This window comes from Ruegeria sp. HKCCD6647-2 (assembly GCF_057221075.1).
Window position 1 is genome coordinate 465409 of sequence record NZ_JBWVBD010000003.1, and the last position, 21371, is coordinate 486779.

Below are 21371 nucleotides of genomic sequence, written 5' to 3' on the forward strand. Positions count from 1 at the left end.
AACGCTTACTTCACTTCGATCGTCTTCCGCGCAAGAACTGTCTGGTTCGAAAGGTCCAAAAAGCGTATCTCGTAGACACCCGGCTCTTGCGGGAGCGCCACGGAAATGGGTGGTTCACCGGTGATCTTCGTGGCCGAAATCCAAGTGAAGATCGCCTGATCACCGCGCGCAAGCGTTATTCTCTGATCCGCGCTATCGTTTTCGACGCTCCATCTAACTTCAATGGTCGAGCCAGGCGCCCCGGAATCAGGTGCGGAAATTTCCCCTCCGGTATTCAGTTGCGCATCTGCAGCCAAAACTTCCACCGTCTGCCGTGCCAAGACTCTACTCCCCTCTCGGAGCACATAGCGCACTTCGTATAGGCCCGTCTCGTCTGGTGCCGTCATGTCATGCTCTGCGTTGCCCCTGACCTGCGTGTAGACACCGAATTTGTCGTCCGGCGTTCCGAACGGCACAAGGTTTACGTAGTCGCGGCTGTTGACCGCGCCAGTCCATGTCACGCGCAGCCTATCCCCGGCACGAACCTCAGCCGCCGTTGCGATCGTCACTTTGGGTTCGGTGACCTCGACGGGCACGCTTGCGATGGTTTTTGCGCCTTCACGTAGAATGTAGCGCACTTCGTACATGCCTGGTGCCGACGGTGCCTGCACATTCCCGCTCGCAGCGTTCCGGACCACGATGTAGTTACCGAATTCGCCTTCATCGGACCCCATGGGCACGATACCGATATAATCCTGATTGCTGACAGTTCCGGTCCAGGAGACTTTGAATTCGCTGCCCGCGAGGATCATGTCCGGGGCGCTGAGGCTGACCTCAGGTTCGGTGATCTCTATTATCGCGGTCGCCATTGTTTTGGCTCCTTCGCGGAGGATGTAGCGCAATTCGTAGAGGCCGGGATCTGCCTGCGCCGTCAGAGTTCCAGACGTGCCATCGCGAACAACCAGGTAGTTTCCGTACACACCTTCATCTGAACCGGCGGGCACGATGGCAACATAGTCCTGCGTGTTGACGGTGCCCGTCCAGGTTACCTCGAATTTTTCACCGGTCGAAACGCTTTCCGGTCCAACGATGGTGACCTCCGGAGCCGCGACCTCGATTAACTCGCGCGCCAGCGTCCGCGCGCCTTCGCGTAGGACGTATCGCACTTCGTACATGCCGGTCTCAGCAGGTGCTTTTAGCGTTCCTTTGTTGGCGTCTCGGACAACGATGTAGTTGCCGAACTCGCTCTCGTCCGCGCCCATCGGAACGACGTTGATGTAATCATGCTGGCTGACAGCCGCCGACCACGAAACGTCGAAATTCGCCCCCGTCAGCGTCGAACCCGGCACCTGCAGCGTCACTTGCGGGGATGTGACCTCGATCTGGCGAGCGGCGACAGTTCGCTTGTCGATGTTCAGGATGTAACGCACTTCGTAAAGACCCGGATCAGCCTGTGCGGTCAGAGCGAGTTCGGTATTTGTGCCGATCCGCTGATAGTTGCCGAAAGTCCCGGGATCGGAGCCTGCTGGAACAATGGCGACATAGTCGGCCACATTGATCGTCGGCGTCCAGGACGCCACGAACCTTGCCCCCGTTTCCACGCTGTCAGGAGCGGTAAGGTCAACAGTCGCCTCGGTCACTTCGATGGTATCCTGGCCCAATACGTCTTTCGTCTGGTTGTGCAGGTAGCGCACTTCGTAGAAGCCTTTGTCGCCGGGTGCCATCAGGGTAACCTCGGTGGCGTTGCCGATCCGTACATAGATTCCAAAGACGTTGGCATCGGTGCCGACGGGTACGATGTTGATATAGTCGGCCTCGGCGACGGTTGGAGTCCAGGTCACGTTGATGTTCGAACCGGCGCTTGCGGTGTCGGGCGCATCGACCGCGACCTGCGGTGCTTCAGGTTCCGGCTCGGGTTCCGGTTCCGGCGCGACTTGGGGCTCGGCCAGAGCGACGGCGGTACTTACCGCACTAAAGGCCGCACCCAATTCGGTGGCATTGGTGGCCGTGACGTACTGACCGCCTGTATTCTCGGCGATGCACGACAGCGAGCTTGCGTCCTCATCGCTTCCAAGACCGAAGCCGACGACATGCACGGTGAAGCCGACACCGCTTTGCTCAAGCGTTTTCGCCAGAGCACAGGGATCGCGATCACAGCTTTCCAGACCATCCGATATTAGAACGACAGTTGCCGGGTTGTCAGCATAGGACAGCGCGATGGCCGCCTGCTCGACAGCATCGGTGAGAGGCGTTTTGCCGGTTGGTGTCACGTCTTGGATGCGGTTAAGGATGGTCTGACGTGACGCTTGGCCCGGTTCAACCAGCACCTCGATATCTCCACAATCGCCGCGGCGGCGATGGCCATAAGCCATTAGACCGACCCGCCTTTCATCCACCCACTCACCCAGGAGGCTACCCATCGCGTCGCGGGCAATTTCGACCTTTGCAATCCCTTCGATCTGGCCCCACATGGAATTCGACCCGTCGAAGACCACCATGACGTTTTCGTCGCCCCAAGCGGACGAACCCAGCGAAAGCGAGATACAGGTTACGATTCTATAGAGATAACGACGTCGCACGGCAGGTCTCCAAAGTTCAAAAACACAATGAGCGCTATAACTATGCACCGTCTTGTGGTACCAGCCAACGGTTCTCGCGCGTCCAAGCCACACTCGATTTCGGCCCCGACCGACCACCACCGGGGCTTGAAGGCCTTGGCTATCCCGAGCACGTGACATCAAACGCGGCGGCGCGCTTGTCGTCTTTTTTGAAGAATTTCACCTGACCACTTGCGCCTTTGAACACTCCAGTGCCTCCGACAACTGCCAATTGGGTTTCGAAGTGGGGCACAGTGTCGGGACTACTCGGGGCGAGGTAAGAACCAGAGTAGATCAGCTGGTTGCTGTCAATTGTCAAGTAAGCGTTAACGATAAGCTGGGTTTCACCCTCACTCGCACCAGGCGCTATCAGAGTCGAGACATTCTGCATGCCGATGACCTGTCCATCTTCATTGAAAACCGTGACGTGCCCAACCGCGATATCCCCGATACTGTCGCCACCAGACGTTATTTTGAGATCTTCCAAATAGATCGTAAATTGGCCGCATTCCGGTGCGTCGTCGGCTGCAGCCGTAAGGGCTTGGGTGAGAATAAGTATTACGGCGAGAAAACGCATTTTGACACTCCTATATGATAATGGGCTGAGCGACTCAGTTAGAAACGCGTTGCAATATCGTAAGGTTGAAACAGGCCCGCATAGATGTCCGCTCATTGTTTTCTAAGCTCAATCGTCAACAACAAGGTTTCAAAGGCGTATTTGCCCCTGTCTTCTTTGATAAGGGCTTCAAAACGGTCGTAAAACTCGTTCAGATGCGCTTCGGTCGTTTCACCTGTCTCACTACGCAACAAAGACTGCCTGAATGTGGACTCGGTAAAGGAACGAATAAACCCCGAATAGCTTTTTGCGTACTCTTGGGGCGCATTGATCTGGTCTGCGAAGATGTCTTCCGGGTTTTGTTGAGCCGGAACTACCTCTGCTCTTTCGATCAAAAATCCATCTGCCAATTCCTTGTTGCGTTGAAAGGGTTCAAGCGCCTCTTCTCTGGACATAAACCAGATTGGCATAATGAAGTCGCGAAGCGAGTGTTCGGAAATCAAGCCGTCATTCACCATCGTTTCTGCAACGTTGTTCATCGCACGATAGGTATGTCGCCCAGAACTGCAAATTCCGTTGACTTCGCTCGCATCAGGAACAGCTCCTAGTGTTGAGACCATAAGCCGGCCACCGCTACGCAACTCCCGCAATCTCAATGCCAGGAAGGTTTCCCAATCTCGCTGCGCTTGTCTTTTTAACTTCAGGCGAGTTTCGCCTTGCAAATCTGCGAACCAGAGCGTGCCTTTTGACGAGATTTTGGGCTGTGTGCTGAGCCAATGGCTCGCGCCAAACGAAGTTCCAACGTCAATAGACGATGCCGGTGCCACCATTGAGAAAAAACTACCCACACTTGCAACGGGGCGAATACTGGCAGAGAGGTTGTTGTAACCGTCTTGGTTCACAGCACATTCAAACAGAGTATTCCAATCGTTTTCCGCTTGATCGACATGGTGAACAAAGATGGAGCGATCTGGATAGCGGTCAGCAAAAGACTTTACGGCAGGCTTGACTGACAAAATCGCGTTTGATCCCGTGCCACAGCCATAGTCAGCAATGTGTATTTCGTCTGATGAGGCCAGAACCTTGTCGGCCATTTCCCGAACATCGTCTGCGCGAGATTGAATAGAGTGCTTCTGCGGGAGGGAATTCCCAACATAGTCAATCATTCCCTCAGTTGGGCTGCTCCTATCGTCCATTGGATCCTCCCACGTGCAGTTGGGTTGGCAGCTAGAGCTACAGTTTACACAATTCGCTGCCCAAAACCGATGAATTAATGGGTCGAGAACGACGTACTTCGGTCGTTGGCCACATACTTAAAACATGGAAACTGAGCTCACAGCCGGCACTGGAGCTTGCACAACTTCGTGTCGGTAAATCCTCCTCGCCGGTGTCTCGGCCCAAAGCATGCGTAATTGGGCTGACCCTGATCAGAGGTCGAGCTCCCGATATGATCACAGGAGATCAGTGTACATGGGAGATTTCGAATGGAGTTTTTTGCGGGCTTGGATGTTTCGCTGCGGTCCTGCGCGATCTGTGTTGTCGACGGCAAGGGCGCGGTTCTGCATGAGCGAGAGCTGCCTTGCGAGATTGAGGAGATAGCTGGATATCTGACTGCGCTTCGCTTTCCGATTGAGCGCGTTGGCTTTGAATCCGGTACGTTAAGCCAGCATCTCTACTACGGTTTGAAGGCAGAAGGGTTTGAAGTTGTCTGCATGGAAGCGCGTCAGGTGAGTGCCGCCCTATCCTTGGGCCCGGGCCTATGTCTGGGCGCGTGCAAGCGTGGATGGCCTGCCTCAGTTGCAGAAGTGGTTTGATCGGATCGGCGCGCGTCCTGCCGTGCAAAAAGCACTGGCCATTCCAAAGGCCAATCCGCAGTTCTGGGATGCAAGTGCTGATGCAAGTGCATTTGCGAAAGAGAACGCCGCGCGGTTTGCTGGTGATGTGAAATCTTGAAGGACACAGATGCAGACATTCACGCACTTCGCTGCATCGAGCACATAGGGCTCTCTCCAGACCTTCGTCGCCAGACGTCTAAATGGACGTAGCGCGAGGCTTTTCGGCAGTGTGTCAAATGTCCGGCTTTGTGGCTCGGCGATAAATTAATGTCTCAATTGCTTTCACCATCTTTATGGCAGACAACCTCAAGCTTAATGCCGTGTGGGTCGAGCCAATAGGCCGCAAAGTGCGTCCCGTATTGAGGAAACTCTTGGGGTTCGTCCAGAATATGTGACTTCCGCGAGAGCGCCCAATGATACGCCTCACGCACGACCTCACGCGTTTCCACCGAGAATGCCAAGTGCTGCAACCCGGTGGTATGGCGCGAATAGTGCCCCTCGTCCTTCGCCTGGTAAAAGAACAGCTGCGTCCCGAGTTTTCCATCCGGTCCGTAGTTGAATTCCGGAGCGGTCTTGAACCACTCCTTGAGGCCAAGGATCGGCATTAGCTCGTCATAGTAGGCCTGCGCCGCCGCAAAATCCGGCACCGCGATACCGATATGATCTATGAATCCCGTTCTGGGCATGACTGCTCTCCAGTTCTTAGAGCCTCATGGCCCCTACCTTAGCTGTGATCAACCAGCTGATTTGTGCTCTTGGTTTCGACATCGAGGCTACAGTGAGTACTCGCTACGATGCAAAATTCGAAAAGCTTGTGCTCGTTCCCGACCCTGGTTGCGTGGCTGACATTGTGTTGCACTCCGTTTATTACGTCAGCCTGTTGCTTACCTCGACCAGATTGTCATCTGGATCGCGGAAGTACACGGACATAAGCCTGCCGACGGCGCCCAGTTTCTCAGAAGGACCTTCCACGATAGTGACGTCATGCGCGCGAAGCTTCGCGGTGATTTCCTCAATTGGTGTGTCGGTCAGTAGGCAGAAATTACCGCTTCCCGGAACGGTTTTTTTCGCGAGATCCGGTGCTGTGCCTGCATCTTGAAGACTGATTTTGTTTGACCCGAAATGCAGGGACCATTTGCCGGGGCGTTCCTCTCGCGGGATCACACCTAGCACTTGTTGATAGAACTCAAGCGTTGCGTCGACATTATGGACGCAGAGCACGATGTGGTCGAAGCCGTAGATGTTCATGGACAAAGCATACCTTTGGTCAGTTTCGCCGCAAGCATTGGGCACCGCGATTTTGAACAGACAGACAGAGCTATCCGCCAATGCGGTTCTAAATTTGCTCTTTTGTCAGAGTCTCAATCGTCTTGCTCAGTATCCACGCATGTCCAAATGGATGGCGAACGCGGCATTCTCGCTTGCCATACGGTCGGTCCTCGATTCCGATGACAACTGGTTGTGAAGGTGTAGACGCCCCCGCTGGCCTCAATGTGCCATTGTGGGTTTGCAAACAATTGGTCGGCACGTTTTGGCTATCGTTACTTGAACGTCGACAATGACGAGGAAGACTTTCGGGCCGAACTCTCTGGTCCTGTGATCGGGGTATCTTACCAGTTTTGAAAGGTCGGCGCGTCGAGGGCGGACCATCGAGGGCCTTATCGGCCATGCTTTCCGAAATTTGCGGAAGGTACGGCCACTACGGTACAAAGCCGGTTTGTGAACTTTAAGGTCAGGATTTATTGAATTTTGCCGTACGGCGTGACCCAAGGCCCGAAAAAACAGACCGGATACATATCAGTGACTACCGCAAGCCTCGCAAAAATCTCAGTTGCGAACAGCAACCGGTACATACATTGGGCTCGGAACGATCGTTTGCCGCGCCGGTACAGGATTCAGCAGTGCGGGCAAAGGGGACTCTAGCTTGATGATTCCAATGTTTGCTCTGAACAGCTACAGCTTCAATACGATGAAGCCTTCAAAGAATCCCAACCTCCCTGAGTTTATCGCGATTGCGACCGTTCTCATGGCGACGATTGCACTGTCGATTGACGTCATGTTGCCTGCGCTTGGGGAGATGGCATCGGAGTTTGGCGTGGAGAACAATCGGCGTCAGCTCATCATTGTTGCCCTTTTTATGGGACTGGCGGCAGGTCAGCTGCTTTTCGGGCCGCTTTCAGACAGCATTGGCCGCCGACCCGCCATCGTCTTGGGTGCATCGCTTTTTGCTACAGGTGGGTTTGTCTGCGCCATGGCATCGACGTTTGATAGCTTGATTGCGGGTCGCCTTCTGCAAGGTGTTGGAGCTGCCGGGCCGAGAATCGTCACGGTTGCGCTGATCCGGGATCGTTTCGAGGGTGCCGCCATGGCGCGCGTCATGTCCATAATTATGGGTATTTTCATCATGGTGCCGGTTCTCGCTCCGTCTTTCGGGCAAGCGCTCTTGCTGGTAGTGCCTTGGCAGGGTCTGTTCACCCTTCTGTCAGTGATTTGCGTCGGTGGAGCCGCATGGCTACTGCACAGGCAACCCGAGACCCTGCCTGAGAAGCGCCCATTCAAGTTTGGCCAGTTCTCAACTGCCACAATTGAGGTCCTGGGCAACCAGCGCGCTATGGCGTTCACAACAGCTGGCGGCCTTTGCTACGGCGCGCTCATTGGATACATCAACTCGTCGCAGCAGCTGTTTCAGGATACCTACAAAGTGGGCAACCTCTATGCCATCCTGTTTGGCGGCGCGGCAATCTTCATATCTGCGGCAACGCTAACGAATGCACGGCTGGTCAAGCATGTCGCGATGGATCGTGTATGTGTTCTCGCGGTCAGCGCATTGATCGTCTGGTCGTTGGCATTCACGGCCGTGATGTTGGTGTTGGGAACCCTCCCGCCACTATGGCTGTTTATGGCCGCGAATTGTCCTGCGCTGTTTCTTCTGGGTCTGACCTTCGGGAACTTCAATGCCATCGCACTTGAGTACCTGGGCCATATCGCCGGTCTTGCTGCTGCCGTTACCGCCTCGGTCTTAACACTGGTGGGAGTCATCGCCGCGAGCGCAATCGGCCTTAGCTACAACTCGACGCTATACCCGATTTTCCTAGGCTACGTTTTCTGTGGAGCGGCCGCCCTCGTGCTCATGCTGTTGCCTTCAGCGAGACAAGGCGGAGGCGGCCGATCGTGAACTATACAGCATCTGGGGAGTCAGGGCTCAAAGCCGAGCTGGGATACAGCGCAGCATCCTGTGATATCGTCCCTCGTCAACGTCGGGTTGTCGGTGTGGGTGGGCATCGCGGATTGGAGGATCTGCTATGGAAACACCAAACTTACCTGCCATTCGCGCTCTTCGCCCAGGAGCGCGGAACGAAGCTGCCATCTGTTGTCCACGTTTCTACTTCTGCAAACTGCTCTTAGCGGACTCTTGGGCTTCACAGGCAAGCCGCCGTTAAATCGAGGTAATCGTCTCTGCAATGCAGACCGTCAAACAAGACATTCGCTGAGGAAGCAAATCTTGTTGATCTGAGATGTCGACTCTGAGGACGAAGCTGGCGTCCGACAAGTAGGGCAAGACACATTGCCAAGTGCATGATAGCTCTATCGAACGCATCACACCTGGCGGTGCGCTTCTTCAACCATGCGGCCAGCAATGCCGCTGAACTGATCGCGTTCATTTTGCCGAAAACATTTCGGAAAGTCAGCGTACAGGATCGGCTGGACAGACGGTTTCATCTGGAACTCGAACTGGACCTGCCAAGGAATGCCTTTCTGAGCAATGGCCACGAACATGATGTGCCGTGCGTTTTTCAGATCTGGAGAAAATCAATGTCTTTGCGCGCATCGCAAACCGTCAACTCTTCCCGATGGATCGAGTTCACGCGCCCAGAAGACGCCGAATATGCGATCCGCCGTGTTGGTCGGAACGCGGGGCAATTGCTTGAGGGCCTGAACCATAGCCCCTCCACGACGCTCTTCTTTCGAACCCGGCACGCCAGTGTTTTGAAGCTTCTGCGAAACAACCCAGAGCTCAAGCGGATGGGGGATAACACGGCGGGCATCAGATCCGTCTCCAAAAGCGAGATCCTACAGCTTATCGAAGATGCCATGGCCAGCCCCCTGCCCTTCTAACCAATCGACCGACGTCCGTGACCGAACCGTATCGCACAAGGTGTCCCAAGCGAAGCAAAGACGACTGCGTAGTCCCGAGTTAAACCCCTGCAAAAATACTTCGATCCGATTCGATTTTCTGTGCCTCAGAGACCTATCTCTCCCACGGCACGGGGTGTTTTGGATGGAGTTGGGCGCTTCGGATGACAGGTTAAGTAAAAATTCTCAAAAAAAGTGACAGGCCTCTGAAGGGCCATAGAAGCAAATTGAGCCAATTTCCGGGGTCCGATGACAGATTGCACCCCGAAGGATGAGATTGCTGCTCCAGAGGCTCACAAACGGCTTCCAGGGGTATTAATTTACGTTTGACCCCCAGACAGACAAAGCACTAGTCAACCTATTGTTGTAGAACGATTTTTTTCTTGATCCGATGAATCATGCCCGGGTATTCGGTCCTTGAGCGGTGCTCATCGAGAAGAATGGCACCCTCAAAACCAACCTGCGCCACACCCTGGCGCCAAGAAAAGGAGCAGCCCATGAGGCAGTTAAAAATCACAACGAAAGCGACAGACGCGCAGCTGGCAGGCTTGACGGCAAGCATAGAACAATTGTTGCAGAAAAGGTCCAAAGCCATGGCAGAGATCAGCCGTTTGGAGGAACAACGGCAAACCTCTGACCAATGCAACACGGATCAACCAGATGCCATTCAAGACAAGATTGACGGTGTACGGGCAGAGCTCCTGGACATCGAAACCAGCCTAAAACAATACCGTTCAGAACAGGCCGATCTGGAAAACACACTCCTTCGGCCACTGGCCGAATGCCTGGATCGCGTTAATGGAAAGGCCGCAACCTACACGCTGGGTGCAGGAGACATAATTCTGCTCGCAGTAGAAGCAGAGGATGTTCTCAACCAAAAAGGTGTGAAACAGAAAAACCGGGCCGGCACCGAGATTGAACTCCGCCCCGGTGGGAAACAGGCCTCCAACCGGTATGCGAGAATGGCAAGTGCAAGTATCACGACGCGGGTGAAACTGCGCCGAGTCAATGACGGCTGGCGACTGGTTGAAGCGGCCCGGGACCGGTGTTTTGTCAACCAGCCCGAGTTCAGGCAGATCCGCATTCGACCCGCCGCGCATGCTGACATTCTTCGAACCGCAACGGACGGCATCACGATACTGCCCGACGCGCGTGAAACCTGACGCCCCTGCTCTGTCTGCCGCCTGAATCAGACACCGACTGATCGGCTGCGCGACTTGGGCTCAGCCAGACAGGGCCTGACTTCCAAACCCTCAATACACACCAGGCACATCGTCCCAACGGATGGTGACGGGACAGCTGTGCCAAAATGAAAGAGATACCATGACGACTCAATCACCAAACCTCCCCACAATCCAAAACCCGATGCAGGAAGCAGGCGGGATCAACACACCCCAACTGAAGACGCTGGTTCTGGTGCATCCCGGCAGTATGTTCGGAAGCGGTGACTTCAATGTCGGGCCCATGGCCGCCGGAAGGTGCCGGGATCAAATCCGTGATCAACTACTGGCCCATGAAGGGCAATTGATCATCATCGACGGATTTTTGTCCGATGAAATCAACGAAGACTTTGAAGAGGCCATTCAAATCGGTCTGAACAATGCACTGGTTGCCGCACATCGCGCTGGGAAATTGGAACCCGTGTCTGCAATGCGCCTCTGGGGCTGCGACGCCGGCGAAGACCCTTTTGACGAATGGGAGAGTTTTGGCAGCGAATGCCTGCCCCGCGTGTTCTCGTGCCAGGAAGCAGCCGCGGAGTTCCTGTGCCAATATCTCATGGCAGATGAGATCGAGGTCACCGGCGCCTGGGCCACAGAGGATGGTCGTTGGGGATGTGTGAACTCCGTCGCCGAGGTGCTGCGGGATGGTTTGCCGGATACCAGGGTACGAATTTCCGAGACGGCACTGTTCGACGAGTATCGCTCGCGCACCGACACCATCCTTCCGCTCTTCAACCTTGAGCAAGACAACAGCAAAGTTGGAGTCAGCCATGGCCATTCTTGATATGAACATGATCCGGGCGTACTTCATGCTGGATCTTTCGACCGCACATCTGCCGCTCGAAACCGTGGAACAGATCAACCGCGGTGAGTTTTATCGCAAGGTCTATTTGCGCAGCGACTACGGGTTCGTATTTCATATCTCCGAGTATCGCGACCTGGGCGAGCGCGAACAGGAGCTCGAAAGATGCCCCTGCCCCGCGTTTCGCGCGGCACTCAAGATCGCATGGAAATTCAATTTGCGTTTCATCATGTACGATCAGGACGCCGAGCCTCACTATGATGTCGAGGAACTGCCCATATACGAGTGGTGAAAACCCCGGATCTTTCGATCCGGGGCGTATTAGGGCCGCGCATTGGTGCTCAAGCCCGAGCGAGTTCAGATGAGCACCCGATATTGGTGATGGGAAAACACCAACTGTGCCTTTCCAATATGGTTGGCCCCACGCCCTCTTCAATAGCCTGCCCGGTCGAACAAGAGGAACGTTAACCACTTGTTAAACAGTGTTAAAAACTCACAAACGTTCACCTCTTATAAACTTGAAGTGGGGTTTTCACCTCTCTACTTCCAATCCAAAGAGGCCTCCGATTGCGGGGCTCACTCTTCTCTGCTCAGACGCTCGGCCGCGCTTTGGACAGGGAGAAAACAAAAACGAGCGAGCAGTAGAATGCAAAACCAAACACAAGATACGTGCGACCGAAACGCCTCCGTTTTTGCGCCAGTTCCGGCTCAATCCTTCACTGTTGTCAGGCACCCTGATGACAGGGCTGGCCGGGAATTGGCAAGGCAGGTGTGGCAGCCCTAAGCACAGAAATCCTTTATCCAGGCGCTTTCCATGTCGAACAGTCAGCTGTTTCGCAGGCCTTGCCTGCGCCGCATCGGCTAGCGGGCAAACCCGCCCGTCAAAAAGCTATTGAGACCATCGAAGCCTTTGGCACCCCAAAGAACATGTATATCGGTGTCAACAAGGACACCATTTCGCGCGTTTCGGTTCGCCACGAAGCGCATTGGTGCTGTGAACACCAGAAATACATCAGCCTGAATATTGATTTTGCAGAGCATCGCAAGCGGCGCGTCATCGTGATCGACATCGATGACAGCTGGGAAGATGATGCCTGGTTGAAGATCACCGACCTCATACGTGAGGGTGAGATCCCGAAGCCGGCTTTTGCCTGTTTTCGCTGGGCCACAAAGATGAACAAGCCGCGGCGTGTTCGTGCGCATTTCGTCTTCCTTCTTCAGTTCCCGGTCAATGAAGGGGACGTCCGTCAGAAGTTTTTTATGAACGCGGTGCTCGAGCATTTCTACGACGTGCTGGAAAGCCATCGGATTCCAGTTGATCGGAACCAGGGTGTCACCTTCAAGAACCCCGCCGCCCGTGAATGGGATGTGTTTCACTTTGCCAACAACCGTCACAGCTTGCGCGATTGGGCGGAACTGCTCGGCATATCCGATTTGGAGAAAAGTGAGCAAAAGGCGATCAATATTGCGCGGCGCAACAGGAAGCGCGCCCGCCGTGCGGCCAGAAAGGCCGGCATAACCGGTGAGCGAAACCTCGACGTCTTCGAGATGGCCCGCCACAAATGCTACGCCGCCAAATTTCGCTGCGCGAGTTACGAGCAGTTCCACGGCATCGTCTCCGAGATTGTGCGGGAAACGCATGCCGCCATGGGATATGCAGTTGGACTGTCTGCCAAAGAGCTGGCCCAGATCGCGAAGTCGATTTCCAGGTGGACCTGGGAGAAATACGAGGGCAGCGGATACTGTGAACGTGACCGAGGCGCTTGTGCGGACCTCCTGGTCGACGGGATGGATCTAGAAGATCGGCAACGTATCGGTGCCGCTTACAGCCATGACAAGCGCGCGCAGAAGGTGATCCGGAAAATCAAGGACGCTTATGACACGCTGCTGGCCGAGGGAAAGAAAATCTCCGTACGCGTCCTGGCAGCTGCGGCCGAGGTGTCGGCAACAACGGCCCAGAAGTATCGCAAGATCGTCGAGGAGGGCGTCAAGCTTGCGTCCAAAGCTGGCACGGTCTCCCGGGAAATCAAAGAAAGATTGGCCGCAATGGTCTGCCCCACAGACGATACGGCATCCCCAATAGAACTGTGCCACGATGGTGTATCAGAGTATCCCCCCGTGGATCTGCCCCAGCGCCCTACAAAGAGACTAGCGCTGAGGAAGTGCAGATCATCCTACCCTCAGCATCGCAACATCGTCGGGGATTGGCCACAGTACAGGCCAAACCATTATCCCTCGGGACAAGTCCAGCCCCGGATCGACCGGGCCCGGCGACCCCGCAGGGTCAATCCAGAAGATCAGCCGGGCCTGGCACCGGCACATATCCTCGCTGCGGCTGGGCTCGTCACAGACCGGGAAATTCCACCAGCCGCTTCAGCAATACTTATCCCGTCCCGGCAAAACTCCACCCGTCCATCAAAAGGAAATCACGCATGGAAAAAACTCACAAAAACACATACATCCTGATCGGCGCCGGCCGGCTATGGATCCCGGACATCCGCTCTTTCGGCACCGCCGGTATTCGAGAACTCATCCTTGAAGAAATCGAAGCGCACAATGGCGATCTGTTTGTTGTGGACGACCTCTTCTCAGAAGGCATTGACGAGTGGTTTGATGATGCCCTTTTTGCCAGACTGAACAGGCTAAGCGAGCTCGGACACAATGTTGGCAGATACTGGGGCTGCGAATCCGATCCTTACCCCTACGACGATTGGCTGGGTTTTGGAGCGGAGGATGAGAAGGTCGTCTTTCCCACTATCGAAAGCGCCGTCCGGTATCTTGGCCAAATTGTCGTGCCCGGCCACATCCAGATTGCAGGCGCATGGCTGGGCGATTCCAGGGCGACGGGCCAGGTCAACGAAGTGCATGAGGCGTTGCGAGATGAATTCGGGCACACGGACTTCAAGATAGGCTACAGCGCTTTTGCGGATCCGCTTCGACGCTTCATACCAGCTGCGGAATAACGATGTATCTCGGGTTTGCCCCTCGCGTTAAACCCGAGATTTACACCGCGGCTGTAGGCTGAAACGCATTCACAAATGAGTTTCCCACCATGCAGCATTTCAAGCATTTCCCATTAGAATCCCAACGTGTCCTTGTTCCCCCAGAGGAGCTGACCGGCAACGACGACAACGCCCAAAGCGCGGAGTTTTCGGAGCTCCGCACCCGGTTGATTGCGGCAACACGTCAGCTTCGGACAGGGCAAGGCCAAGACATTGCCCGGGACGTTGTGTTTCAGGTGATCGAGAAATGGTGGAGCCGGCAAGCGCAGAACTGCCTGAGCGGCGCCGGGCTCCGAGACCCCGGGTTTCCATTTTCGACACATGCACTCCTGGAAGACCCGGCCCTCCAGGAGTGCATCACCCGATATGCGGGCCTCGCGGCAGCAGTTTCGGCCCCCATGACCGCCTACCAGATCGGCTTGCTCTACACGGCTCTTCTGCCAGGGGACATCAGATCGCGGCAAGGCTTGTTTTTCACGCCACCAGCGCTGGCCAAAAAGTTGGTTGAGATGTCCGGCAAGGCGGGCACCGACTGGTCGGAGGCCCGCGTGCTGGAACCGTCTTGTGGCAGCGGCGTTGTGCTGGTCACGGCCCTGGCGGAAACCCTGCGCTCGATGGAAGATCTCTCTCCCCAGGTCCTCTCCGGGCATCTGGCAGTCAGACTCCAGGCCTGCGACCATGACCCGTTCTGTGCCTGGATATCCCAGGTCATGGTCGAGGCATGTCTGTTGCCGCGTTTCCGTCATTGCCCGGATGACCTGCCGGAACTGGTCCGGTGCGGGAACACGCTGGAGATGCGTGAAGCCACAAAGTTTGATCTGATCATCGGCAATCCCCCCTTTGGAAAAACCCGGCTCAGCCAGGCACAAAAGAAAACCTACGGGCGCTCCGTTTATGGCCATCCAAACAGGTATGGGCTGTTCCTGGATCACGCCGTGGCAAACACCTCGGATACCGGCGTCATCTGTTTCATAACGCCGACCAGCTACGTGTCGGGACAGTCCTTCAGGAACCTCAGAACCCTCCTGCGCAGCGAGGCACAGCCTCACAGTATCTGCTTTCTCGATCAACGCAGTGGCGTATTTGACGGGGCCAACCAGGCCCTGGCGCTGTCCGTCTTCACCAGAACACGTAGCGAGGATCGCCCACGTGTCGAGCGAATTCACGTGACACCGAACGAAAGTCTTGATGTGACCGACCTCGGGGGTTTTCAGCTGCCCGAGGATATCGCCGCCCCCTGGCTCCTGCCGCGCCAGGACGAACATGTTTCCCTGGTTTCGGCCGCATCGAAACTGCCCTGCCGGATGAGGGATTGGGGATACGAAATCAGGACCGGGCCGATGATCTGGAACCGATACAAAAGGCGGCTGTCCGGCAGGCCCGGTGCGGCAGCATACCCCCTGATCTGGTCGGAGGCCGTACGCCCGGACGGCCGGTTTGAGTGGACGGCGGAGCGAAAGCAGGACCTCCGATGGTTCAGGCTGGAGACAGGAGAAGATCACCTGCGCCAATCGGATCCATGCATCCTGGTTCAGCGCACGACGTCACCGGAACAATCCAGGCGTCTGAATGCAGCCCTGCTGCCGCCAGCTTTTCTGGAAACTCATGGTTCTGTCGTCATCGAAAACCATCTGAACGTGATTTATCCCAACACCGGTTCGACAGCCGCCTCCCTCGAAGTGCTCAACACGTTTTTGAACAGCGACGTCATGGATCAGCTGTTGCGTTGCCTGTCTGGAAGCTGTGCAGTTTCGGCGGCCGAACTCCACGCCCTCCCCCTGCCCTGCCCATCGGCACTGGACCGGTTGCATGTGCTGGTCCGCAGAGGCGCGTCGAAGAGCGATATTGAAGCGGAATGCTGGCGGGTCGTCGCCGGGGAGCTCGCAACTTCAAACCAGTTTCCGTCAAAAATCGAAGCCTGATCACACTTCACTTGCCTGGATATCCTTACTGGCTGAATTAAGTACCCCTGTTTTACACAAAAGCAGTGATTTGTGTAAAACAGGGGTACTTAAATAATTGTTTTTATTGAGATTTACCCTTGCCCTCGGATTTCGGGCATGCGATATAGGACGTGTTCGGGTCGATAAAAGCGATGACTGACAAGCAATCCTTTCATGGGTGGCTACTACAGAAAGTCAGAGAAGCCAGCCGGCGAATATTGGCTGCACTTCAATTTCTGACCTGAAAGCCATGTCTTTGGACGTGGTTACGGGGTGGGTCTCATAGCTCACCCCTTACTTCTTTTATCTGCCAACCAATCGCGTGGCGGCGAACCCCAAAAGAGAAGACAAAATCAAAAGTCCGAGGAATCTTCACCGGTGGTGGCCGCCATTGTCTTTGTCCCGCGTCCGAGAAGCTGTGGATCGTGGAAGGAAACCACCGGGCATCGAATGCGTGTCGGTGCCCCTGCCCTACAGTGGGGTCGCTTAAGGCTGGGGGCGAAATAGTACGCTAGCGCTAGAACGGCCATTCGGAAAACGTGCAGAGAAGGTCTGCAACGAGCCCGACCTGTACCTTTGATTTTTGTGCTGCGCGCGCACGCAGCGGGAAAATCGCTGCAATTGCGAAGTTGCGGACGCCGCTGCGCGGCGGGCAAACCGGTCGTTGATGTTCGATGCGGCGAAGATGGACCGGCCAATAAACAGGTCGCGAACGAAGTCGCCTTTTGATTCTCCTCTAACAGTGTTCGGCTTCGTTGCGCGGCCGTGTCGTGACGAGGGTGCGTCCTTGACTCTTCACCGGCTAGGAACCACAAGTGTGCATTGGTAAGATTTTCTCGTCGCCGCGATGCTGCCGGTTGCGACAACCCAATGGCCTTCAGACTAATTGTAGCATGTGCCCCAGCATTGGAACGGGTTTCGCTGGGGTCTTCGCTATGAGCTCGTTCCTCGCAAGCATTCGCAACTGTCACCTGACATGCCCCTGTCACCGCGTGACCTAGGAAAGAAGGCGCCGTATGAACAGCACATGGCCCGTAAATTGCGTGCTTAATGACCGATAGATCAGGTCTCAGGCTCCGTTTCAATCAGTCTTTCATCGTGTTTACGCGCTGCATTCTTTGTTTGATCCCGACACTCTTGGTGTTGCTCTCAGGTACGCCGCTTACTGCCCAAGTTGCAGGCAATGCCGAAGGATCGGTTTGTGACGAAGGTTTCGAAAACAAGAACGGATCGTGTCAAAGAGCAAACGCACCTGAAAATGCGCATTTGACCGGCAGTTCCTATGGTCCAGGTTGGGAATGCAACCATGGATTCAAGCGTGTTGGAGATCTTTGTGAGGAAATAGCCGTTCCTAAAAACGCATATCTTGCATCGACCGGAGATCGATGGAAGTGCAATCGCTTGTTCCAACGTGTCGAAGATAGATGTGAAGAAGTGTTTGTGCCTGAAAACGGGTTCGTCGAAACACGATTTGGTGCTCAAGAAGCACATTGCCACTGGGGTTTTCGCAAAGAGGGCCGGGAGTGCGTTGCAATAGAAGTTCCCGAGAACGGGCGCTTATCTGACAGGCGAAGCGCTGACGGCTGGGTGTGTCTGAGAGGGTTCAAAGCGACGGAAGGTGGCTGTGACTTCGTGATCGTTCCCGATCACGCATACCTCGCGTCTGACACATATTCTGGATGGAAGTGTGAGCGTGGTTTTCGCGCGAACCAGGGCAGGTGTGTTGCGATCTTTGTCCCTTCCAACGCTCACTTAAATCGAAGAGGTGACGGTTGGGAATGCAATCGGCCGTTCACGAGACAGAATGACAAGTGCGCCGAAAATGTGCCGCGACAATAGGTTGGTGGAAATCAATACCGCCTGAAATATCCGGAAGGACCAAGCCGTGAACCATAACTCGATTGACGAAAACTTGGGTAAAATGCTCAAAGCCGAAAAGGCGCATCGCTGGTCCTACAGAGTAAAGATGATTATCGCGATAGTGGTGTTTGTTGCGGCGATAGTTGTTGTGGTGTTTCTCTGATGCGTAAAAATGCCCCTCAAGTAACCCTTCCCGGTTCAAAGGCATCAGCTCGTGGTCTGGAACAAAGAGCATTTCAGGACCGCAGTGTTCGAAAGGCGCGGAACGCTGACGTATCAGGAGTGGTCGAAGAAGAGTTCGGAAAGTACTTGATTAAGGCTGGTATTCTGAGCGGCAACAGCGTTGCGCGCGCATTTCCCAAGCCACCAGCCAAAACACAGGCAATGATTGCCGATGCAGTAGGTGAAACACCGGCATTGGCCATTGAAACCTTAAAGGAAATTCTCGAAGAACGGGACAGGAAGCGTAGCGGTCAACGCCGTTTGGAGGGAAACTCCGGCACACTCGTTCCCAGTGAAAGAGAATATGCCGAGGCATTGCGCCAGATCAGGTTGACCCCTGCGCAGGTCACAATGCTCAAAGCACTTACAATCGCAGGCAAGGACGGTCTGACCATTGGTCACTTGTCTCAGGCAGCCGGTTACAAATCGCGTGAGGCCTCCATCAAGGTCTTCAAGAAAATAGGACTAATGATCGCAGAATATCTGGAGCTCGAACTTCCCGAAGCCGGATCGGCACAGAATGATGGCGCCGCGCAGGTTCTGGCATTTTCTCACATCGAAAGTGACGATGAGCCAGCAACTTGGATTATGCATCAGGAACTGCGTGATGCTGTTCGTTCGGTCCTATGACGCAAAATCAAGCACCTGATTCCGAAGAGAGTTCCTGACCGTACCAAATGCACGAAAGGTTGCACACGTAGCTTATGCTGGAGAAGAAACCATACCCGCTCGACCTGATCTATGTACCTGTGAAGCGTGCAAAAACACTTGATCAGCAAAAAGTCCTGACGCTGGCCGAAGATATCCTGAAGAACGGTCAAAAGACCCCGATCCAGATACGCGCTGACAACAAAAGGTTCGTGCTGATTGAAGGTCTTCACCGACTAGAGGCCATCCGCGCCCTCGGCGGTGATACGGTCGAAGCCTATTTGGTCCGCGCCAGACTACACTAAACTCTTGTTGGAATTGGCATTCGACAAAGCCTCGGAAAATGTCAGCAGGCGCTGACTTTTTTCATCCCAAAGATGCAATCGTGTACAATGCAGGCTCTCATACAGAGTAATACGCTGGCAATTTTCCAACTCAGAATGGTCACGCAAAACCTCGTTTAACCGATAGAATGGTATGCGACTGGCGAGGTGGTGCACATGGTGCACACCGATATTGCCAGAGAACCAACGCAGGACGCCGGGCAGGGCATAGTGAGAACTTCCGTAGAATGCGGCGTTCTGAAGATTCCACCACTCTTCCCGTTCCCAGGTCGTGTGTTCAAACTGGTGTTGAATGTAGAAAAGCCAAATTCCAATTGACGACGCGACAACCACGGTTGGCAGGAAAACACACGCCAACACCTCAAAGCCTCCGGCCCACAAAATCAGAGCCAACAACCCTGCAATTGCGGCGTTTGTTCCCATCGCACTTGCCCAGTACAACCAGCCTGACCGCATGAAGCCAACAGGTAAGCGGTATTGAACAAAGAACGTATAGATCGGCGCAACACCGAAAAGGAAGACGGGACTCCGGGTCAGACGATAAGCGGCACGCCCGAACCAATTCCGCTCCAAGTATTCCTCAATGGTCAATGTAGGGATGTCACCCATACCGCGCCGATCAAGGTTACCGGTTGAGGCATGGTGAATCGCATGGCTTTGTCGCCAAACGTCATAGGGTGTCACGGTAAGAACACCCAGAACCCTGCCGGTCCAATTGCATGCGCTGCGGTTTTTGAAGAAAGATCCATGGCCACAATCATGCATAATGATGAAGATGCGGACCAGAAATCCGGCGTTCAGAACAGCCAGTAAAATTGCGATCCAGACGCTAAATGATAACGCAAACCACGTAAGGGCCCATAGCGTGAATAAGGGGACAACAGTGATCGCAAGTTCAAAAACACTGCGCTTCGCATCGGGCACACGGTATTGCGCGAGCACCCGCGTCCAGTCTTTAGGTTGCAACTTACTTGGTCTCCGACGGCTTATTGTCGCCCATTGTTCAAACGGGCACCCTTATGGGGTGCCCGTGAAAGGTTAGGCGAGTGCCAGGTTGGCGGCGCTTTCGCGTCCGTCACGGCCAGCTTCGACGTCGAAAGTGACCTTTTGGCCATCCTTCAATTCGCTTAGGCCGGAACGCTCAACTGCTGAGATATGCACGAACACGTCGCGCTTACCATCTTCAGGCTCAATAAAGCCAAAACCTTTGGTTGAGTTGAACCATTTTACTGTGCCATTTGCCATGGTGGAAGTCTCCAAATACTTGCCGCCCGCATCATTGCGGCGACTCGGCGTGGTCGGTCTGAATCGAAAGACTGAACGCCGAATTGAGGAGACAGCAGGTCGAAAAAGAAAAACGTAAGCCTCACGTATATGGACTTCGAGTACGCACGATACAAGCTTTGATACGATGATGATCTGAGTCTGCATATCCCAGTTTGGGCTCAGACCGGCCCAATGCTCGCGGCGTTTCTCAACAAAAAAGGCAATCGGACAACGGCCATTCAAACCGATGGTAAAATTCAGGCGTCGGCGCGGTGCTGATGTCTGGGCCTGGCGGGAGGATTGGAGGGACCACTATGCCAAGAGTCCAACTTCCCGCTATCACCTCGAAACGAAGAGCCTGGAACAAGGGCCGGATCATCGGCCAGAAACGACCGCTGTTGCCGAAACAGGTCTGGGCGATCCGCGCGCGGCTCGAACTGGCGGGCAACCTGCGCGATCTCGCATTGTTCAACGTGGCGATTGATAGCAAGCTTCGTGGATGCGATTTGGTGAAACTGGCCGTCATCGATTTGGTGAGGGATGATCGCGTTCGCGAGAGGGTGTCCGTAATCCAGAGCAAAACCAACCGGCCCGTTCAGTTCGAGCTCTCCGAAAACACGCGTGATACGATTGCGGCGTGGATCAAATCGCCGGAAATGATGGGCTGCCGTTTCATGTTTCCGAGCCGGTTTCATGACCGCCCGCATATCTCGACCCGCCAGTATGGCCGACTTGTGCGGGATTGGGTGACCGCGATTGGGCTGGAATCGAGCGGATACGGCACCCATTCGCTGCGCCGGACCAAGGCGGCAGAAATTTACCGGAAAACGGGAAATCTCAGAGCGGTTCAATTGCTGCTTGGACACACAAAGGTCGACAGCACTGTCCGATACCTTGGCGTCGAACTTGAAGACGCCCTGAGTATCGCCGAACAAATCGACATCTGAATTATGTTGGCGGGCG

20 protein-coding genes are annotated in these 21371 nt (G+C 54.9%); 12 read left to right on the forward strand and 8 right to left on the reverse strand.

What is annotated here, in order from left to right; genetic code table 11:
- Positions 1-5 precede the first annotated feature (5 nt).
- From AC2TDJ_RS11255 to AC2TDJ_RS11265, 3 genes are all read right to left on the reverse strand, one after another.
- Positions 6-2558 carry a vWA domain-containing protein gene (locus AC2TDJ_RS11255; protein ID WP_480842186.1) on the reverse strand — a complete coding sequence of 851 codons (2553 nt, stop codon included), beginning with the start codon at positions 2556-2558 and terminating at the stop codon, positions 6-8.
- 139 nt (positions 2559-2697) lie between these two features.
- Positions 2698-3153 carry a hypothetical protein gene (locus tag AC2TDJ_RS11260; RefSeq protein ID WP_480842188.1) on the reverse strand — a complete coding sequence of 152 codons (456 nt, stop codon included), beginning with the start codon at positions 3151-3153 and terminating at the stop codon, positions 2698-2700.
- Positions 3154-3245: 92 nt separating this feature from the next.
- Positions 3246-4328, reverse strand: a complete 1083-nt coding sequence (locus AC2TDJ_RS11265; protein ID WP_480842190.1) for a class I SAM-dependent methyltransferase — start codon at positions 4326-4328, stop codon at positions 3246-3248.
- 288 nt (positions 4329-4616) lie between these two features.
- Here AC2TDJ_RS11265 and AC2TDJ_RS11270 point away from each other — a divergent pair, with 288 nt between their 5' ends.
- The gene (locus AC2TDJ_RS11270) at positions 4617-4946 is read left to right on the forward strand and encodes a hypothetical protein (RefSeq protein ID WP_480842191.1); all 330 of its coding nucleotides are present in this window, start codon (positions 4617-4619) and stop codon (positions 4944-4946) included.
- Between the two features lie 293 nt (positions 4947-5239).
- Here the strand turns inward: AC2TDJ_RS11270 and AC2TDJ_RS11275 are convergent, their stop codons facing one another.
- Both AC2TDJ_RS11275 and AC2TDJ_RS11280 read right to left on the reverse strand, forming a co-directional pair.
- A complete protein-coding gene (locus tag AC2TDJ_RS11275; protein WP_480842192.1) occupies positions 5240-5653 on the reverse strand; it encodes a VOC family protein in 414 nt (137 codons plus the stop codon).
- A gap of 181 nt (positions 5654-5834) precedes the next feature.
- Positions 5835-6215: a VOC family protein gene (locus AC2TDJ_RS11280; protein ID WP_480842194.1), complete on the reverse strand. Its 381-nt coding sequence runs from the start codon at positions 6213-6215 to the stop codon at positions 5835-5837.
- A 583-nt stretch (positions 6216-6798) separates the two neighbouring features.
- Between AC2TDJ_RS11280 and AC2TDJ_RS11285 the strand changes: the two genes are divergently transcribed.
- On the forward strand, positions 6799-8142 hold the full coding sequence (locus AC2TDJ_RS11285; RefSeq protein WP_480842196.1) for a multidrug effflux MFS transporter: 1344 nt from the start codon (positions 6799-6801) through the stop codon (positions 8140-8142).
- Between the two features lie 422 nt (positions 8143-8564).
- Here the strand turns inward: AC2TDJ_RS11285 and AC2TDJ_RS11290 are convergent, their stop codons facing one another.
- A complete protein-coding gene (locus AC2TDJ_RS11290; RefSeq protein WP_480842198.1) occupies positions 8565-8744 on the reverse strand; it encodes a hypothetical protein in 180 nt (59 codons plus the stop codon).
- A 36-nt stretch (positions 8745-8780) separates the two neighbouring features.
- On the opposite strand from AC2TDJ_RS11290, the gene AC2TDJ_RS11295 reads away from it, so the two are divergent.
- The 9 genes from AC2TDJ_RS11295 to AC2TDJ_RS11335 all read left to right on the forward strand — a co-directional run bounded on the left by AC2TDJ_RS11295 (position 8781) and on the right by AC2TDJ_RS11335 (position 19103).
- Positions 8781-9083: a hypothetical protein gene (locus AC2TDJ_RS11295; RefSeq protein WP_480842200.1), complete on the forward strand. Its 303-nt coding sequence runs from the start codon at positions 8781-8783 to the stop codon at positions 9081-9083.
- Positions 9084-9598: 515 nt separating this feature from the next.
- The gene (locus tag AC2TDJ_RS11300; RefSeq protein ID WP_480842202.1) at positions 9599-10264 is read left to right on the forward strand and encodes a hypothetical protein; all 666 of its coding nucleotides are present in this window, start codon (positions 9599-9601) and stop codon (positions 10262-10264) included.
- Positions 10265-10424: 160 nt separating this feature from the next.
- Positions 10425-11105 (forward strand): hypothetical protein, encoded by a 681-nt coding sequence (locus AC2TDJ_RS11305; protein WP_480842204.1) that lies wholly within the window; start codon positions 10425-10427, stop codon positions 11103-11105.
- Positions 11092-11415 (forward strand): DUF5983 family protein, encoded by a 324-nt coding sequence (locus tag AC2TDJ_RS11310; protein ID WP_480842206.1) that lies wholly within the window; start codon positions 11092-11094, stop codon positions 11413-11415. The genes AC2TDJ_RS11305 and AC2TDJ_RS11310 overlap by 14 nt, the downstream gene beginning before the upstream one ends.
- A gap of 635 nt (positions 11416-12050) precedes the next feature.
- The gene (locus tag AC2TDJ_RS11315) at positions 12051-13589 is read left to right on the forward strand and encodes a hypothetical protein (RefSeq protein ID WP_480842208.1); all 1539 of its coding nucleotides are present in this window, start codon (positions 12051-12053) and stop codon (positions 13587-13589) included.
- Positions 13556-14086: a hypothetical protein gene (locus tag AC2TDJ_RS11320; protein WP_480842210.1), complete on the forward strand. Its 531-nt coding sequence runs from the start codon at positions 13556-13558 to the stop codon at positions 14084-14086. Before AC2TDJ_RS11315 ends, AC2TDJ_RS11320 begins: the two co-directional genes overlap by 34 nt.
- Before the next feature lie 89 nt (positions 14087-14175).
- Positions 14176-16047, forward strand: a complete 1872-nt coding sequence (locus AC2TDJ_RS11325) for an Eco57I restriction-modification methylase domain-containing protein (protein ID WP_480842212.1) — start codon at positions 14176-14178, stop codon at positions 16045-16047.
- 2043 nt (positions 16048-18090) lie between these two features.
- A complete protein-coding gene (locus tag AC2TDJ_RS11330) occupies positions 18091-18780 on the forward strand; it encodes a hypothetical protein (RefSeq protein ID WP_170670427.1) in 690 nt (229 codons plus the stop codon).
- A gap of 74 nt (positions 18781-18854) precedes the next feature.
- A complete protein-coding gene (locus AC2TDJ_RS11335; protein WP_480473583.1) occupies positions 18855-19103 on the forward strand; it encodes a ParB N-terminal domain-containing protein in 249 nt (82 codons plus the stop codon).
- Here the strand turns inward: AC2TDJ_RS11335 and AC2TDJ_RS11340 are convergent.
- The gene (locus AC2TDJ_RS11340; RefSeq protein ID WP_480731923.1) at positions 19095-20108 is read right to left on the reverse strand and encodes a fatty acid desaturase; all 1014 of its coding nucleotides are present in this window, start codon (positions 20106-20108) and stop codon (positions 19095-19097) included. The two genes, AC2TDJ_RS11335 and AC2TDJ_RS11340, sit on opposite strands and share 9 nt — an antisense overlap.
- Before the next feature lie 72 nt (positions 20109-20180).
- Positions 20181-20387: a cold-shock protein gene (locus AC2TDJ_RS11345; RefSeq protein ID WP_170328727.1), complete on the reverse strand. Its 207-nt coding sequence runs from the start codon at positions 20385-20387 to the stop codon at positions 20181-20183.
- A 335-nt stretch (positions 20388-20722) separates the two neighbouring features.
- On the opposite strand from AC2TDJ_RS11345, the gene AC2TDJ_RS11350 reads away from it, so the two are divergent.
- Positions 20723-21355 (forward strand): tyrosine-type recombinase/integrase, encoded by a 633-nt coding sequence (locus AC2TDJ_RS11350; protein ID WP_480534992.1) that lies wholly within the window; start codon positions 20723-20725, stop codon positions 21353-21355.
- Positions 21356-21371 lie beyond the last annotated feature (16 nt).

What these genes read in the sequence shown, in the direction of transcription:
- AC2TDJ_RS11325 (WP_480842212.1), top strand. Translation starts at nt 14,176, where the DNA reads ATGCAGCATTTCAAGCATTTCCCATTAGAATCCCAACGTGTCCTTGTT.
- AC2TDJ_RS11310 (WP_480842206.1), top strand. Translation starts at nt 11,092, where the DNA reads ATGGCCATTCTTGATATGAACATGATCCGGGCGTACTTCATGCTGGAT.
- AC2TDJ_RS11350 (WP_480534992.1), top strand. Translation starts at nt 20,723, where the DNA reads ATGCCAAGAGTCCAACTTCCCGCTATCACCTCGAAACGAAGAGCCTGG.
- AC2TDJ_RS11295 (WP_480842200.1), top strand. Translation starts at nt 8,781, where the DNA reads ATGTCTTTGCGCGCATCGCAAACCGTCAACTCTTCCCGATGGATCGAG.
- AC2TDJ_RS11335 (WP_480473583.1), top strand. Translation starts at nt 18,855, where the DNA reads ATGCTGGAGAAGAAACCATACCCGCTCGACCTGATCTATGTACCTGTG.
- AC2TDJ_RS11320 (WP_480842210.1), top strand. Translation starts at nt 13,556, where the DNA reads ATGGAAAAAACTCACAAAAACACATACATCCTGATCGGCGCCGGCCGG.
- AC2TDJ_RS11305 (WP_480842204.1), top strand. Translation starts at nt 10,425, where the DNA reads ATGACGACTCAATCACCAAACCTCCCCACAATCCAAAACCCGATGCAG.
- AC2TDJ_RS11260 (WP_480842188.1), bottom strand. Translation starts at nt 3,153, where the DNA reads ATGCGTTTTCTCGCCGTAATACTTATTCTCACCCAAGCCCTTACGGCT.
- AC2TDJ_RS11280 (WP_480842194.1), bottom strand. Translation starts at nt 6,215, where the DNA reads ATGAACATCTACGGCTTCGACCACATCGTGCTCTGCGTCCATAATGTC.
- AC2TDJ_RS11275 (WP_480842192.1), bottom strand. Translation starts at nt 5,653, where the DNA reads ATGCCCAGAACGGGATTCATAGATCATATCGGTATCGCGGTGCCGGAT.
- AC2TDJ_RS11330 (WP_170670427.1), top strand. Translation starts at nt 18,091, where the DNA reads ATGCGTAAAAATGCCCCTCAAGTAACCCTTCCCGGTTCAAAGGCATCA.
- AC2TDJ_RS11345 (WP_170328727.1), bottom strand. Translation starts at nt 20,387, where the DNA reads ATGGCAAATGGCACAGTAAAATGGTTCAACTCAACCAAAGGTTTTGGC.
- AC2TDJ_RS11265 (WP_480842190.1), bottom strand. Translation starts at nt 4,328, where the DNA reads ATGGACGATAGGAGCAGCCCAACTGAGGGAATGATTGACTATGTTGGG.
- AC2TDJ_RS11290 (WP_480842198.1), bottom strand. Translation starts at nt 8,744, where the DNA reads ATGTTCGTGGCCATTGCTCAGAAAGGCATTCCTTGGCAGGTCCAGTTC.
- AC2TDJ_RS11315 (WP_480842208.1), top strand. Translation starts at nt 12,051, where the DNA reads ATGTATATCGGTGTCAACAAGGACACCATTTCGCGCGTTTCGGTTCGC.
- AC2TDJ_RS11300 (WP_480842202.1), top strand. Translation starts at nt 9,599, where the DNA reads ATGAGGCAGTTAAAAATCACAACGAAAGCGACAGACGCGCAGCTGGCA.
- AC2TDJ_RS11270 (WP_480842191.1), top strand. Translation starts at nt 4,617, where the DNA reads ATGGAGTTTTTTGCGGGCTTGGATGTTTCGCTGCGGTCCTGCGCGATC.